This window comes from Tateyamaria algicola (assembly GCF_047715485.1).
GTDB lineage: Bacteria > Pseudomonadota > Alphaproteobacteria > Rhodobacterales > Rhodobacteraceae > Tateyamaria.
In genome coordinates this window covers 1,689,931-1,704,958 of sequence record NZ_CP180422.1, presented here as the reverse complement: position 1 = coordinate 1,704,958, position 15,028 = coordinate 1,689,931, and the positions used below count along the sequence as shown (strand labels likewise).

At 60.2% G+C, this 15,028-nt stretch carries 16 protein-coding genes; 10 read left to right on the top strand and 6 right to left on the bottom strand.

The annotated features are described in order from the left end of the window. Window positions 1-96: 96 nt before the first annotated feature. Genes ACMHLQ_RS10840 through ACMHLQ_RS10815 form a run of 6 tightly spaced genes read left to right on the top strand, consistent with a single transcriptional unit; the run spans window position 97 to window position 6,047 of the window. Window positions 97-2,970 carry a monovalent cation/H+ antiporter subunit A gene (locus ACMHLQ_RS10840; protein WP_415404798.1) on the top strand — a complete coding sequence of 958 codons (2,874 nt, stop codon included), beginning with the start codon at window positions 97-99 and terminating at the stop codon, window positions 2,968-2,970. Window position 2,971: 1 nt separating this feature from the next. Then, entirely contained in the window at window positions 2,972-3,328 is a 357-nt protein-coding gene (locus tag ACMHLQ_RS10835; protein WP_415404797.1) for a Na+/H+ antiporter subunit C, read from the top strand. Further along, the gene (locus ACMHLQ_RS10830) at window positions 3,325-4,875 is read left to right on the top strand and encodes a monovalent cation/H+ antiporter subunit D (RefSeq protein WP_415404796.1); all 1,551 of its coding nucleotides are present in this window, start codon (window positions 3,325-3,327) and stop codon (window positions 4,873-4,875) included. Before ACMHLQ_RS10835 ends, ACMHLQ_RS10830 begins: the two co-directional genes overlap by 4 nt. Before the next feature lies 1 nt (window position 4,876). Further along, on the top strand, window positions 4,877-5,377 hold the full coding sequence (locus tag ACMHLQ_RS10825) for a Na+/H+ antiporter subunit E (RefSeq protein WP_415404795.1): 501 nt from the start codon (window positions 4,877-4,879) through the stop codon (window positions 5,375-5,377). Beyond that, window positions 5,374-5,661, top strand: a complete 288-nt coding sequence (locus ACMHLQ_RS10820) for a K+/H+ antiporter subunit F (protein WP_415404794.1) — start codon at window positions 5,374-5,376, stop codon at window positions 5,659-5,661. Before ACMHLQ_RS10825 ends, ACMHLQ_RS10820 begins: the two co-directional genes overlap by 4 nt. Next, entirely contained in the window at window positions 5,658-6,047 is a 390-nt protein-coding gene (locus ACMHLQ_RS10815; RefSeq protein WP_415404793.1) for a Na+/H+ antiporter subunit G, read from the top strand. Before ACMHLQ_RS10820 ends, ACMHLQ_RS10815 begins: the two co-directional genes overlap by 4 nt. Before the next feature lie 148 nt (window positions 6,048-6,195). On the opposite strand, the gene ACMHLQ_RS10810 is transcribed toward ACMHLQ_RS10815, so the two are convergent. The 6 genes from ACMHLQ_RS10810 to ACMHLQ_RS10785 all read right to left on the bottom strand — a co-directional run bounded on the left by ACMHLQ_RS10810 (window position 6,196) and on the right by ACMHLQ_RS10785 (window position 12,188). Continuing rightward, a complete protein-coding gene (locus ACMHLQ_RS10810) occupies window positions 6,196-6,501 on the bottom strand; it encodes a hypothetical protein (RefSeq protein ID WP_415404792.1) in 306 nt (101 codons plus the stop codon). A 186-nt stretch (window positions 6,502-6,687) separates the two neighbouring features. Further along, window positions 6,688-8,040, bottom strand: a complete 1,353-nt coding sequence (locus tag ACMHLQ_RS10805) for an ATP-binding protein (protein ID WP_415404791.1) — start codon at window positions 8,038-8,040, stop codon at window positions 6,688-6,690. Next, entirely contained in the window at window positions 8,037-8,756 is a 720-nt protein-coding gene (locus tag ACMHLQ_RS10800) for a response regulator (RefSeq protein ID WP_415404790.1), read from the bottom strand. Before ACMHLQ_RS10800 ends, ACMHLQ_RS10805 begins: the two co-directional genes overlap by 4 nt. 302 nt (window positions 8,757-9,058) lie before the next feature. Continuing rightward, window positions 9,059-9,790 (bottom strand): ATP-binding cassette domain-containing protein, encoded by a 732-nt coding sequence (locus ACMHLQ_RS10795; RefSeq protein ID WP_415404789.1) that lies wholly within the window; start codon window positions 9,788-9,790, stop codon window positions 9,059-9,061. Next, window positions 9,790-10,965, bottom strand: coding sequence for an ABC transporter permease DevC (gene devC, locus ACMHLQ_RS10790; RefSeq protein ID WP_415404787.1), 1,176 nt, complete (start codon window positions 10,963-10,965; stop codon window positions 9,790-9,792). Before devC ends, ACMHLQ_RS10795 begins: the two co-directional genes overlap by 1 nt. Next, on the bottom strand, window positions 10,962-12,188 hold the full coding sequence (locus ACMHLQ_RS10785) for an HlyD family efflux transporter periplasmic adaptor subunit (RefSeq protein ID WP_415404786.1): 1,227 nt from the start codon (window positions 12,186-12,188) through the stop codon (window positions 10,962-10,964). The genes devC and ACMHLQ_RS10785 overlap by 4 nt, the downstream gene beginning before the upstream one ends. A gap of 68 nt (window positions 12,189-12,256) precedes the next feature. Between ACMHLQ_RS10785 and ACMHLQ_RS10780 the strand changes: the two genes are divergently transcribed. The 4 genes from ACMHLQ_RS10780 to ACMHLQ_RS10765 all read left to right on the top strand — a co-directional run bounded on the left by ACMHLQ_RS10780 (window position 12,257) and on the right by ACMHLQ_RS10765 (window position 15,025). Further along, window positions 12,257-12,880 (top strand): TetR/AcrR family transcriptional regulator, encoded by a 624-nt coding sequence (locus ACMHLQ_RS10780; RefSeq protein ID WP_415404785.1) that lies wholly within the window; start codon window positions 12,257-12,259, stop codon window positions 12,878-12,880. Between the two features lie 817 nt (window positions 12,881-13,697). Further along, complete coding sequence (locus tag ACMHLQ_RS10775) at window positions 13,698-14,294, top strand: Crp/Fnr family transcriptional regulator (protein ID WP_415404784.1); 597 nt, start codon at window positions 13,698-13,700, stop codon at window positions 14,292-14,294. Window positions 14,295-14,362: 68 nt separating this feature from the next. Beyond that, window positions 14,363-14,590, top strand: a complete 228-nt coding sequence (locus tag ACMHLQ_RS10770) for a DUF2892 domain-containing protein (protein ID WP_415404783.1) — start codon at window positions 14,363-14,365, stop codon at window positions 14,588-14,590. A 3-nt stretch (window positions 14,591-14,593) separates the two neighbouring features. After that, complete coding sequence (locus ACMHLQ_RS10765) at window positions 14,594-15,025, top strand: YeeE/YedE family protein (RefSeq protein ID WP_415404782.1); 432 nt, start codon at window positions 14,594-14,596, stop codon at window positions 15,023-15,025. The last annotated feature ends 3 nt before the right edge of the window (window positions 15,026-15,028 follow it).

Below are 15,028 nucleotides of genomic sequence, written 5' to 3'. Positions count from 1 at the left end.
AACGGTTCTTGACTAAATCTGTCGCTTACTCTTGCGCTTTCGGAAAACGAAAACAAGTTAGAGCGAATTGATAAAATATTTGGATCAGGAGTTCGCGTGTCCCTCTTCTTTATCGTCGCTTTACCCTTCTTTGGCGCGCTGCTTCCAGGTCTGATGAATTCCGCCGGTCGCTCTGCCTGTGCGGGCGTCACGTTCACCGTGTCACTGGCCGCGTTCATCGGGTTGCTGACCAACCTGCCCACCGTGCTTGCGGGCGAGGTCGTGATGGCGCGGGTCGACTGGATGCCCGTGCTTGGGCTGAATTTCACGCTGATGCTGGATGGTCTGGGCTTTTTCTTTGCCCTGCTGATCCTTGGCATCGGGCTGTTGATCATCGCCTATGCCCGCCAATACCTCAGCCGCAACGACAATATGGGCGAGTTTTTCACCTATCTGCTGCTGTTCCAGGGCGCGATGGTCGGCATTGTCCTCAGCGATAACATCCTGCTTTTGCTTGTTTTCTGGGAGCTGACATCGCTGTCATCCTTCCTGTTGATCGGCTATTGGAAACACCTGCCCGAAGGGCGACAAGGCGCGCGCATGGCCTTGACGGTGACGGGCATGGGTGGCCTTGCCATGATCGGTGGCATGCTGATCCTGGGCCAGATCGTGGGCAGCTATGACCTCAGCGTCATCCTTCAGAACCGCGAGTTGATCCAGGCCGACCCGCTTTATGTACCGGCGCTGATCCTGATCCTGCTGGGGTGCTTTACCAAGTCCGCGCAGTTCCCGTTCCACTTCTGGCTGCCGCACGCGATGGCGGCTCCGACGCCGGTCTCGGCCTACCTGCACTCTGCCACGATGGTGAAGGCGGGGATTTTCTTGATGGCGCGCATGTGGCCGGTGCTGTCGGGTACACCGGAATGGTTCGCGATCGTGACCACTGCCGGTTTGGTGACCATGGTGATCGGCGCAATCATCGCGCTGTTCAAACATGACCTCAAGGCGCTTTTGGCCTTTTCGACGGTCAGCCATCTGGGGCTGATCACGATGCTTTTGGGCACGGGAACGGCCTTTGGCGCGATGGCGGCGGTGTTCCACATCCTCAACCACGCCACGTTCAAGGCCGCCTTGTTCATGTCCGCCGGTATCATCGATCACGAGGCGCATACGCGCGACATCCGCCGCTTGGGCGGCCTGCGCACCTTGATGCCGGTGACCTTTGTGATTGCTACGCTCGCGGCGCTGTCGATGGCGGGTATACCGCTGCTCAACGGGTTTCTGTCCAAGGAAATGATGCTGGAAGAGGCGTATCACACCGTGCTTTTCGGTGCGCATTGGCTGGTTCCGACGCTTGCCGTTGTCGGCTCGCTCTTTTCCGCCGCCTACTGTTTCCGGCTGATCGGTCACGTCTTCCTCGGGCCTGTGCGCGACGACTATCCGGCCAAGCCGCATGATCCGCCCGCAGGTATGTGGATGCCGCCCGCGCTGCTGGTGGTGTTGGTCGTGATGATCGGTGTCGCCCCGTTCCTGGCCGAGCCGTTTGTCAAGCTGGTCACAGCCTCTGTTCTGGGTGGTGAGGCCGAAGTGCCCAAGGCGTATTTCAAGATTTGGCACGGGCTGGTGCCCGCCCTGTTCATGTCCATCGCGGCAGTCGTGGGTGGCTTGCTGATGCTGGTCATTTTCAAGCCGAGCCTGAGGATTTGGGAAACAACCCCGCGTCCCGAGGCCAAGGTCATTTTCGAGGCAATTGTCGAAGTGGCGGCGCGGCTTGCCCAGGTACTGATCCTGCCGCTGCACAACGGGGCCTTTACCCGCTACGCGGCCATCGGGTCGGTGGCGATTGTGGCTGCTGGGTTTTACGCGTGGACCACGGGCACAGTCGGTGCGCCGACGCGGACGATGCAAAGCGCGGGCGCCGTGCCCATCGCGGGATGGATCATGCTGGTGGCGGCCACGCTTGGCCTGGTGCTTTTGCACCGCAACCGGCTTTTGTCGCTGGTGCTGCTGGGCATTGTCGGTCTCATGGTCTCGATCGGGTTCGTGTTCTTCAGCGCGCCCGATCTTGCGATGACACAGTTCACGGTCGAGGTGGTGACGATCATCCTGTTGCTGCTGGCCCTGAACTTCCTGCCGAAATCCACCCCGGTGGAAAGCTCGGTTCTGCGCCGGGTGCGTGACACAGGCGTGGGCGTGGCTGGCGGCCTTGCGGCCTTTGCGCTGGCCTATCACTATCTACTGCGTGACGCGGTGAGCACGCCGATCTCGGAGTTCCACCTCGCCAATTCCTACAAAGGCGGCGGCGGTACCAATGTGGTCAACGTGATCCTTGTCGATTTCCGGGGCTTTGACACTTACGGTGAAATCATCGTGCTCGGCATCGCGGCCCTGTTGATCTATGCGCTGACCGAAACCTTGCTCAGCGGTCCCGTGCGCGCACGGCTCTTGAACCGCAAGCCCGACATCGCGCGGGCCGGGGGGCAGCATCCGATGATGATGGTGGTGCTGACGCGGGTTATCATGCCGCTTGTGCTGATGGTCGGTTTCTACATCTTCCTGCGCGGTCACAATGAGCCGGGCGGCGGCTTTATCGCTGGTCTGATCGTGTCGATTGCCGTGGTGATGCAGTACATGGCCAGCGGGTTCAGCTGGGCCTCGGCACGGCTGCGCTATCCCTATCATGGGATCATCGGCGCGGGCGTTCTGATCGCCGGGCTGACCGGCATCGGGTCGTGGTTCGTGAGCAAACCTTTCCTTACCTCGGATTTCACCTATGTGCGCATCCCGCCGTTCGAAAAGTTTGAATTGGCCACCGCCGCCCTGTTCGATCTGGGCGTGTTCCTGGCTGTTGTGGGCGCCGTGATGCTTTCGCTGGAAAGCTTCTCGCGACTGGCGCGCCGCGCGCATGTGCCGGACAGTGAATACCCGATGGATATTGACCCCTCCCGGAACGATCCGCCCGGAGATGCTGCCGTGAAGGAGGGTGTGTGACATGGAACTGCTCGTTGCATCCGCCATTGGCATCCTCACCGCTGCCGGGATTTATCTGGTTCTGCGTTTGCGGACGTTCCCGGTGATCCTCGGCATCTCGCTGCTGACCTATGCGGTGAACGTTTTCCTCTTTGCGTCGGGGCGCCTGACCGTGGGCGCACCGCCCATCCTGCGCGACGATGTGAGTGTATATACCGATCCGTTGCCGCAGGCCCTCGTGCTGACGGCCATCGTGATCTCGTTCGGGATGACGGCGGTTGTCGTGATGATCGGGCTAGGCGCGTACCTTGGATCGGACGACGACCACGTGGATGATCAGCCCGAGGGCGATGACACGCAGGCGGAGGGCCAGCCATGACACATTGGATCATTGCCCCCGTCGTTCTGCCTGCCCTATTGGCCCCGTTCATCGTGCTGGCCGCACGCTATCATATCGGCATCCAGCGGGTGTTTTCCGTTGTCGGTGTGCTCGCACTGATCGCGATCGCTGCGGGTCTGGCGTGGCAGTCCTCTGACGGGACGATCATGCTGTACCAGCTGGGGGACTGGGCTGCGCCCTTTGGGATCGTGCTGGTCGGTGACCGGCTGTCGACCATGATGGTGCTGCTGACGGCCGTGCTGGCGCTGTTTGTTCTGCTTTATGCCATTGGCTCGGGCTGGGATGATCGCGGGCGGCACTTTCACGCGCTGTTCCAGTTCCAGTTGATGGGGATCATGGGCGCGTTCCTGACCGGGGACTTGTTCAACCTGTTCGTCTTCTTTGAAGTGCTGCTGATCGCGTCCTACGGCCTGATGATCCATTCGGGCGGCAATGCGCGTCTGCGGGCTGGCGTGCAGTACGTTCTGTTCAACCTGATCGGATCGACGCTGTTTCTGTTTGCCCTCGGCGCGATCTATGCCGAGACGGGGACGCTGAACATGGCCGACCTGGCCGAGCGTGTCACGCTGATCGGGCCCGAAGAAACCGTAGGCATCCGGGTCGCCGCCGTGTTGCTGCTGCTGGTTTTTGCGATCAAAGCGGCGCTCGTGCCGCTGCACTTCTGGTTGCCCTCCAGCTATGCCGAAGCGCCCGCACCCGTTGCCGCACTCTTTGCGATCATGACCAAAGTGGGGGCCTATGCCATTATTCGGGTCTATACGATGGTCTTTCCGCCCGAACTGGGTGTGACCGCCGGATTGCACGACACATGGCTGCTGCCTGCGGCCCTCGTGTCGTTGGCCATCGGGATGATCGGTGTGCTGGCGGCCAAGCGGCTTGATCGGCTTGTGGCGTTTTCGATCATCGGGTCGATGGGCATGGTGATGATCTCGATCGCCATGTTCACGCCTATCGGGATTGCCGCGGCGCTCTACTACATCGTGCACTCGACCCTTGCCGGGGCTGCGCTGTTCCTGATTGCCGACCTTGTGCGCACGGGGCGGGACAACCTGAACCTGACTGCACAGATACCCGTTGCGGGGGCTGCGCTGACGGCGGCCCTGTTCTTTGTCGGGGCGATTGCCATGGCGGGGCTGCCGCCCTTGTCCGGGTTCCTGGGCAAGCTGTTGGTGCTGAATGCCGCCTTTGAAACCGATCTGGTGGTGTGGGTCTGGGCCATCGTGCTGATCTCTAGCCTGATCAGCATCTTGGGCTTTGCGCGCGCGGGGAGTATCCTGTTCTGGAAAGCGCAAAGCATCGAGGTTGAAGAGGAAGCCGCGCCGATGGAACGCCCTTCGGCACTGTCCTACGTCGCGGTGGGTGGTCTGATCACCCTCCTGGCGTCGCATACGGTGTTTGCGGGGCAGGTGCACGGATATACGACCACCATGGCCGCGCAGCTTTTTGCGCCGCAGCCCTATATAGCAACTGTGGTGGACACACCGGGCAAGCTCAGCACACCAGATGCAAAGACGGAGGATCACTGACATGGCGCGCGCATTTCGATGGCTGTTGCCGCATCCGTTTCTGACCCTGCTGCTGGCGGTGGTCTGGATCGTCCTGCAAAACGAGGTGACGGCGGGCATGGCCGTGTTTGGGGTGATCCTGGGTATCATCATCCCCTGGGGCACATCGGCCTGGTGGCCGGACACACCCACCGGGTTCCGTTTGGGCAAGATGCTCAGCTATTGCATGATCGTCATCTGGGACATCATGGTCGCCAATGTACAGGTGGCCTGGATCGTGCTGACCGTCCCCAATTCCAAGCTGAAACCGGCGTGGATTGTGATCCCGCTGGACCTGCGCCAGCCCGAGGCGATCACGGTGCTGGCCGGGACGATCACCTTGACGCCGGGCACCGTGTCCGCCGATCTGTCGGACGAGGGGCACAGCCTGCTGGTCCATGTCTTGCACACCGACGACCCGGATGCCGAGCGCGACGAGATCAAGACGCGCTACGAGGCGCGGCTGATGGAGATTTTCACATGACGCTCGCAACCGATCTGATGAACATCGCGCTGATCATTGCCTTTGCCGTGATTGCACTGGCGCAGGTGCTGTCCATGGTGCGGCTGGTGCTGGGGCCGACAACGGGCGACCGCATCCTTGCGCTGGATACGATGGTCATCAACGCGCTGGGTCTGGTGGTGTTGATGGGCATCAGCCAGGGCGTCCAGATTTACTTCGAAGTGTCGCTGCTGATCGCCATGCTGGGCTTTGTCTCTACAGTGGCGCTGGCGCGGTTCGTGTTGAGGGGGGATATTATCGAATGACGGGTCAGATTATCGCAACATATGCAGTGGCCGTGTTTTTGCTGATCGGTGCGGGCTTTGCCCTGGTCGGCGTGCTTGGGCTGCTCAAGTTCAACGACTCGATGACGCGCCTGCATGCCCCGACCAAGGTGGGGACGGTGGGCATCGGTGCCTTGTTGGTGGCCTCGATCTTTCACTCGACCACGCTTGGCGAAACCTCGATGCACGAGTTGCTGATCATGGCGTTCCTGTTTGTCACCGCCCCGATTTCCGCGAACTTCATCGCCAAGGTGAACATCCACCGCCGCGCCTGCGACACGCCCCCGACGCCGCCGCGCGACGAAACCTGGTCAACGCTGAACGTGCCCGAGGCCGATCTTGAAATTGAGAACGGCAAGATCGACTAACGCGTGCGATGCCGGGCTCTTTGACCCCGGCTGCGGACGACTGTGACATAGCCGCTTTCCAATCGTCTGAGGACGGCTGGCCGAAAGTGGATTGCGCCGGGGTCAGGCGGGTTGCTCAACCTGGTGAGCACCAGTTCTTTCGCTTGGGTCAGCGGGTCAGGATCAGAACGGTGCCGTCGCTTGCCTCGGCCCGGTATCCGCCTTGGACGGGGTTCAAGGCCATGCAGCGTTCACCACTGCCCGGCAGGCCGTTCAGGCACAGCGCGCCATCGACATTGCGCCACGCAACCTTGCGCGACATGATCCCCATTTTCATGCGGCCGGTCCCATCCGGTGCGAGGGTCAATGTCATGGACCGGCCTTCGCCATTGTCAGCGTTCCAGGGTTGGCCATCTGCCAGCCGGTCGACATCGGCGTGGGCCACTGTGACCAGTGACAGTGCCGCGAGTGTCAAGGGAAGTAGGGAAAGCGTTGTGCGTTTCACGTCTGGGTCCTTTCGGTTGGAGTGGAAGGAACAGCCCGCATCAAAACATCAAGACGCGTGCTGCGTAGATGCCCGACAGGGCAGCAAGGATCAGAAGCGCGACGATGATCCACACCTCCGATCTGCCCATCGGGGGTCTTGGGGGTGGTTCCCGGGTCATGCGCCATCCCGTCGCGCATTGAGGGTCAGGGTTACCCTGAGCCCACGTGGTGTGTTTGCCGCGAGCTCCAATGCGCCGGATTGGCGCGTCATCAGATCACTTGCGATGGCAAGGCCAAGTCCAAAGCCGGTTTTGTCGCCCTTGTCCCCTGCTGCCATGGTCGGCAGTCGGTCAAAGGGTTGCTGTACGAATGAGATAAGGTGGTCAGGGATACCAGGGCCAGTGTCTGTGATGACGATCTGCGCAGTGGAAGACGTTGGATTACTTTCCACCGCAACCTCGGCCGCTTCTGCATGCGTGACTGCATTGTTCAGAATGTTGTCTAGCGCCCGTATCGTCAGGTTCAGATCACCGACTGCGACAACGCGCGCCCTGCTGGACATAACAACGTCGTGACCCTGATCCCGCATAGCATCGACTGCCGTCTGGCAAAGCGCGGTTAGATCAATGTTTTGCAGGTCAACCTTTTGTTGATCGTCGCGCATGAACCGCAAGGCATCGTCAATCATGTTTTCCAGCACCGATACGTCCCGATCCAACAGTGCTTTCGCTGCGCCCAAGTTGGCTGTTTCAAGGCGCAGGCGTAGACGGGTCAGCGGTGTACGCATGTCATGCCCGATGGAGGCAAGTGTATTGGCCCGGTCGTCGATCAGCCTACGCAGCTTGTGTTGCATATGGTTGAAGGAGACGATGGCGCGACGCACCTCCAGCGCGCCCTCGACAGCCATGTCGGGCGCTTGAATGTCCCGGGCAAAGGCGTTTGTGGCCGCTGACAAGCGGGCAATGGGTGCGACCAACCACGCCCCCGCCCAAACCGACAACAACATCAACGGCAGGGCGAGCAGGCTGAGCGCCAAAATGCTGGCAACACGGGGCACCGTGCGCGTGATGATGTCCGGTCGCGGCGTGAAAACCAGCCAGCGCCCGTCTGGTGCCATGCTGGCAAGGCCAAAGGGCTGAACACGCGGCGCCGGTGGCCATTCCGCATTCTCTGGCAAGGAGAAAGCCGTGACACCGTTGATGGAACTCGACGCAATTGCCTCGGCCACCACGGCGTCCGCTTCCGGCAGGCCTGCTTCACGCGGTGCCCGGTCAACAAGCGTAAAACGGCGATCCTGATCGACCAGTGCATCCAGTTTGTCGGGGTCGTCGCCCAATACGCGCAATACGCTCAGCATCGGATCGGACAGATCCAGAATGACTTCGGATTTGCGATCCAGTTCACTGGACAGAAACAGCATGACACCAAAGGTCACCGCATGGGCAAGCAGTTGTGTGCCGACCAACAGCGTTCCGATCTGCGCCCTGATCCCGAATGTTCCGATCCAATGGTGCAGTCGTGCGATCACGGCATGATCTCCTGTACCTTGGGGGCAAAGACATATCCGCCATTGCGCACCGTCTTGATGATCGTCGGGTGTGTGGGGTCGGATTCCGTTTTTTGCCGGATGCGGCTGATCAGTGTATCAACGCTGCGATCATAGGGTTCGACGTGACGCCGCTGGGTCATCAGCACCAGTTTGTCGCGGCTCAGGACTTGACCGGCGTGCTCGCAGAGCACGCGCAACAGATCGAACTCGGCGCTGGTCAGCAAGACCAGCGATCCATCCGGTGCCACAAAGTCGCGCGACCGGGTGTCGAGCCGCCATCCGTCAAATTCCAGATACACGTCCCGCGCCTGTTTCGGTGACGCTGCGACCCGGCGCAACACCGCCTCGATCCGGGCCAGCAGCTCCTGAGAATGGAACGGCTTTGACACGTAGTCATCCGCCCCTAGGCGCAGGGCGTTGACCTTGTCACCGGTTTCGCTGAGCGCAGTGAGCATGATCACGGGCGTTGTGCGGTTGAGGCGAATTCGACGTATGATGTCGATGCCATTGTCACCGGGCAGCATGATGTCGAGCAGAACCAGATCGGGCGGATCATTTGCAAAGATGATCTGCACTTCGTCCGACGTCATGACGGCCGACACGTAGTATCCGGCGTCCCCAAGGGCTTTGCCGACCATGTCTGCAATCTCGACATCGTCCTCGACAATCAGGATGTGTTTTCGATCTGGTGCCATCGCCTGTCGTTTCTGCGTTTCAAGTCGCGGTTTTGGGAACTGGACCACATTTCAGACCGCATTTCATTGTCTTCTCTGTGACGAATTGTGGCCCATCCGGTCTGTAGCTGAATGGCTTTGAGCGTGGATTTCCCCGAATGACGCCGTGCGCGTTGCCGTCTGAAAAGAGCCGCCGCATGTGTCGCTGAAAAAGGCGTGCTCTGGGATCGAAGGCGCAGGCCGTGAGCGAGCGCGCTGGTGCCGGACAGACCAGTCTGCGGCGGTCCGGCATCCGTATGTGGCTGTTCAAACTGACCAACGGCTCAGCTCTCGTTCAATTCGACAAGGTGCAAGGGTGGGACAGGTTGAAGGACATCTTTGACCACCCGGCCTTCTTCCAGCGTTATGATGCGGTCAGCCATCTCGAGGATGCGGTTGTCATGCGTCACCATGACAGTGGTTGTCTTGCGTTGAATGCCAAGCGCCTTGAGCATTTCCACGATGGTGCGCCCCGACACCTTGTCCAGCGCTGCCGTGGGCTCATCGGCAAACACGACCTCGGGATTTGAAACCAACGCCCGCGCAATCGCGACCCGTTGTTTTTGCCCACCAGACAGGTTGCCGGGCAGGTAGTCACGGCGATCGGCCAGGCCAACCAAACCCAGTATGTGATGTGCCGCAGCGCGTTGTTTGACCGGGTCGCCGCGCCCGTGCACTTGCAGCCCCATCATGACATTCTGCGTTGCCGTCAGGCTTTCGTGCAGATTGTGCGCCTGGAATATGAAGCCGAGTTTGCGCCGCAAGGCGACCAGCTGTGTTTCGGGCGCCCCGTTGAGTTCGGTGCCCAGCAGTTTGACACTGCCGTCCTTGACGTCGCGCAAGCATCCCATCAGCGTCAGAAGCGTGGTCTTGCCGGATCCGGATGGTCCCATCAAAACGGTGAGCTTGCCCGGTGCTATCTCGAGGTTTACATCCCAGATGGCTTGTTTGCGCGCCTCGCCTGTGCCGAAAAAGTGGTCGAGGCCAGAGGTGATGATGGGGGATGTATCCGTCATCAGAACAGATCCGCCGGATCCGCGCCTGCCAGCCGCCGTGTGGCAATCGCACCTGATATACAGCAAGCGACCAGCGTCCCGACAAAAACAGCAAGGATCCGGTCAAAGCCCATTTCCACGGGAAGCCCGGTGGCCGCGCTCATCCCCATGTACAGCAGCACGGACGTGAGCAAGCCGGGAATGAAACCGAAGACGGCCAATACAATCGCCTCTTCGAACACGATCCCGAGGAAAAACGACTGCCCATACCCCATCGCCTTGAACGTGGCATATTCACTGAGGTGATCCGCCACGTCTGTCGACAACACCTGGTAGACGATCACGATGCCGACAATGATCCCGATCAACACGCCAAAGCCAAAGATGATGCCTGTGGGACGCTCTGTCGTCTGATAGGCTAGATCGGCATTGGCTGCCTCTTCAAGCGTTTGCACCTTGACCGACTCTACAGGCAAAATCGCACGCAGGCGGGCAACAACGTCGCGGGGTTCCGCGCCATCCGCCACGTTGAGCAGGATGTGATTGGGCGCGCCGCTGCTGCGCCCACTAAAGAACCGCAGAAATGTCTGATCGGACACAAACAGGGTGCCGTCCGCGCTGAACCCGCCGCCCACGGCCAACGTCCCCACGGCTGTCAGGGTCTTGCCGTTGATCTCGAACCAAAAGGGCTGACCCGCGCGCAACTCGTCAAACGCGCTTGCGGGAACGCCGCGCGTCGCCGTGTCGATCAGTGCGGTGTTTTCAGGGATCAAGCGGTTGAACTGGTTCGCGATTTCAGGGCTGACAAAGGCCCGCCCTTGGCCGCCGAGCGCATATGTCTGCAAGCTCGCCGTGCTGCCCCCATCCAATTGAAAGTCGAGATTGCCGATGTAAAGGGGCGTGCCGGATGCGACCCCGGCCACGCCCAACGCCTGAAACAGGCGGCTGCGCGCGACGTTGCTGCCGTCGGTGAGGGTGTTGGCGTCTTCAGATGAAATTATGATGTCCGCTTCAAAAAAACTGTAGGGCGCTATGGTGGAACTGTTGAGGGCGCCCAGCATACCCAACTGCATGAACACCAAGAGCGTCGCAAAGGCGACGCCCGCCAGCGCCGCTGCAAACCGGGTCTTGCTGTGTGACAGCTGCAACCACCCGATTGGCAGGCGCCCGAACAGTCGCTGCAACAGCCTGCTCATTCGGATCGCGCCGTATCAATGCGCACGATGGTTTCAAGGTTGGTATAGCGTTTGGCCCTGTCCGAAGAGTCCGGGTCGAGCTTGACAATCACGTCTACCACCCGTGCATCCGTATTGGCCGCCGGGTCGTCCGAGGTGATCGACTGGCGACCGATTTCCAGCCCAATGGCCTGCACGGTGCCGTTCAGCACACCATCGAGGGCTGCGGCTGTCACGGTAACCGGATCACCAATGGACACACGCCCGATCAGGGTCTGGTAGACTTCCGCCTCGACCGTCATTTGCCCGATGTTGCCCAGATTCAGGATGCCGTCCGTGTCCGGGCGTTCTCCGACCTGCACATTGATGTCCAGAACGGTGCCATTTTGTGGCGCGCGGACCACACTGCGCTCTAGGTCTCTTTCGGCACGGCGCAGATCGACGCGGGCTGCTTCCAGGTTCGCTTCGGCCACGGCGATGTCGGCCTGCACTGACCCGGACAGCGTGTTGTATCGGGACAGAGTGGCGCGATTTCGTTCCACGTCGCGGGCCGCCTCGGTGGCGCGCGCAACAACCTCGTCAAAGTCGGCGCGGGTGGTGACGCCGCGATCCAACAGCGATGTGGCCCGGGCCAGTTCTGTTTGCGCCTGTTTCGCGGTCACCTCGGCCCGCTCCAGATTGGCGGCCGCTTCCTCGCGGCTGGCGCGGACTGTTTCTCGGGACTGCATCAGGGTCGCCTCACGGACCTTGACCGTGGCGGCGGCAATTTCAACGCCGCTTTCCAGATCAGGCCGATTGTCGAGAATTGCCAACAGGTCCCCTTGCGCGACAGTGTCTCCCACTGCCACGGTCAGCGCGTGTATGCGGGCGTCGCTGGCGCCGAATGGCGTCGCGATCCGGATCACATCGCCAGCGGGCAAGATGCGCCCCAAAGCCACGATATCCCCTTCGCTGACGACCGCGACCTCTTCCTGTGTGCTGACTTTGGCAAGAGCGACGGCAATGGGTGTGTCCGTCCCCGCGCCCGGTGTCAGCCCCGTGGTTTCAAAGAACGCCCGCAAGGCAGGAGGCTGGAAATACAGGCCGATAACGCCACCCACAAACATCGATGCCAGCACCAGCGGCACCAATCCAAGCACTGGCCTGCGTGGCTGTGTCTGCTTGATGCCTTCTGGTGCTGGCGCCTCAAGCCCATTATCCGTGAGTGGTAGATCAGCAGATTGGGATCGATCAGGATTGGCCATTTCTCATCCTTGAGAGTACTAATGACACATATGTCATTAGTGATTGGCGTTTCAACACGAGACACAAAATGACACAAACCAAGCGCAGACGGCGCAAGGACATGCGCCCGACAGACATCATTGATGCCGCCGTGCAGGAATTCGGGATCAAGGGATACTCAGCGACAACGATCGGTTCGATTGCAGCGCGGGCTCGGATCGCGAGGTCCACCGTGTACCTTTACTTCGAAGACAAGGAGGCGCTGATCAAGGAGGCGTTTCGCGTGCGCGTCGGGAATGTTGTGACGGATGCACGACCGTCTGGCGCAGCTGCCGATCAGCCCTTTGCGGACGTCCTGTCACACATGCTCGGCAAGATGTACGCGCGGCTTGTGGACAAGGATACGATCGTGTTGCTGCGGGTTTTGATCGCCGAAGGGCGCCAGTTTCCAGAGCTTACGCAGTTTTATCACGATACGATTTTGACGGTCGCACAGGACACCATGTCCAGGTTGCTCGCAGATGGTGTCGCGCGCGGAGAGGTCCGCCCGGAGGCGCTGGATTACGATCCGAAACTGATCATGGCGCCCATCATCATGGCCGCGATCTGGAGGCTGACCTTCGAGGAGATTGCACCCTTGGACATGCAGCGCCTTGTCGAGAACCACGTCGATCTCTTGACGTCCGGCCTGTTGGTACCCGGACCTGCATGACCATTCATCCTGCAATCAGTGCTTTTGCCCGTTTCCACAAGGCGGGTCTGGGCAACATGATGGGCATGAGCACTGCCTGGGGCGAAGCAAGCCATCAGACGGGCAGTGTCGAGTGACCACAATCCACGTCGGACAAGGGCGCTGCGCGTTCCAAATCGACAAGAAAGGCTGCGATACTGCGATCTTCCTTGTCTGTGCCTTCGGCGGCGTTGGGCAAGATAGACGTGGCTGCAAGGGGTCGATTGAGGTCACCTGCGGCTGAGGCAAAGGCTTTGTGTGCAGGGGAATGACCACCACTTGTCAAGAATAGCGCAATCGGCTCGGGCTGCTGAGAACGTCCGCGCAAGAAAGTGCGCAACGGCACGGCGGGATAGGAGGTCCAGACGGGACCGCACAAAACGATCCGCGCAAATCCCGCCACGGATGGCATGGGCCCGGACACCGGCATGTCGCGTTGTCGCAGACTGTCGTATGCCGCACGCGCATATCCAATAAATGGGGGGTCATATGCAGGGGCGCGCAGTTCCAAAAGCTCACCACCCAGGTCGACGGCCAGGCGTTTGGCCAATCGTTCTGAATGCCCGGAACGAGAGTAGCAGACGATGCCTGTGCCTGACGTGGCCTTTCCCATGGAAACCTCTCTCATCCAACATCTGTTTACGCGTTGTGTTGGCAGGGCAGGTTGATCAAAATCAACGCGGGCGTGCCGGGCAGGGGTAGTAAGACAAAGCACAGGAAAAGAACGATGCTGAAACACCCTTCTTGGAGAGAAAGTTTTCCCGGTCTGTCCGGGTTGTCCCCGACTGTTGACAGTCTGTTGGACAAACGCGCGCAGATCGCAGACTTCCAGCAAGGCACCGTCATCTTTGGGCCGGGCAAACCTGCAGAGAACCTTCTGTTGCTGATCTCGGGCACTGTGCGGGTTCAGCAGCTGTCCGAAGCCGGGCGCGAGATTGTCCTTTACCGCGTCCACGCAGGCGAAAGCTGTGTACTGACAACGGCCTGCCTGCTTGCCTTCGAAGACTATTCGGCAGAAGGCGTTGCCGAGACGGATATAGAAGCGGTCATGATCCCGCGCGATGCCTTTGACGAGATGATGGGGCGTTCGAAGGAATTCCGTGCCTTTGTGTTCGAGGCATATTCAAAGCGTATCACTGACCTGTTCCTGGTGATCGAGGAAATCGCGTTCAAACGGATGGACATTCGCGTTGCGCAAAAGCTGCTCGAGTTGAAAGACGCGGCCAGCACCCTGCACTTTACCCATCAGCAGCTTGCTGTCGAACTCGGCACTGCCCGCGAAGTGATTTCCCGGCAGTTGAAGGAATTCGAGCGTCGCGGGTGGCTGGTTCTGAACAGGGGAGAGATCGAGCTGCGTGATATCGGAGCCATAGAGCGTCTCGCCCACTCACCCTGAAGTTTGAGTTGGCGTGTGACTTAGTCACCGACTGTTCCAAAATGCTCTGGCAAGCTGATCCTGAACTTATGAAAGGAAATACGATGATTGCCAATTTGGGAAACGTCGATCGCTTGATCCGTGTTCTGCTTGGGGTGCTGCTGATTGTCATGCCGCTTGTGAACATGCCGGCGATCTGGTCCAGCGCAGGTTTTGCCTATGGCAGCATGGCCGTCGGTCTTGTGTTGGTACTGACGGCTCTGTTCCGTTTTTGCCCGCTGTACCGCGCGCTGGGCCTGTCGACATGCAAGCTCTGATCCATGGTCACTGAGTTTACACCTCTTGCATCCCTTGCGGGCGGCGTTCTGATCGGCCTCGCGGCCGTCAGTCTGATGGCGTTACGCGGTCGCATCATGGGGGCGACGGGCATTCTGGCAGGCGCACTTCTGCCTGCGAGCCTCTATGACTGGACGTGGCGCGCTGCTCTGCTTTGCGGGATGCTGGTCGGCCCTTGGGTGTTTTTCGTGTTTGCAGGCCAATTGCCCACCATAGTTGTGCCTGCATCAATGCCGCTCCTTATCGTCGGCGGATTGCTTGTCGGGGTCGGTGTCACGCTTGGTAGTGGCTGCACATCCGGGCACGGTGTGTGTGGGATGGCGCGGCTGTCCCCGCGGTCCTTCGCTGCGACCGGAACATTCATGCTGACAACAGGGCTGACCGTCTACGCCTTGAGGCACATCTGGGGAGCGTAAGCG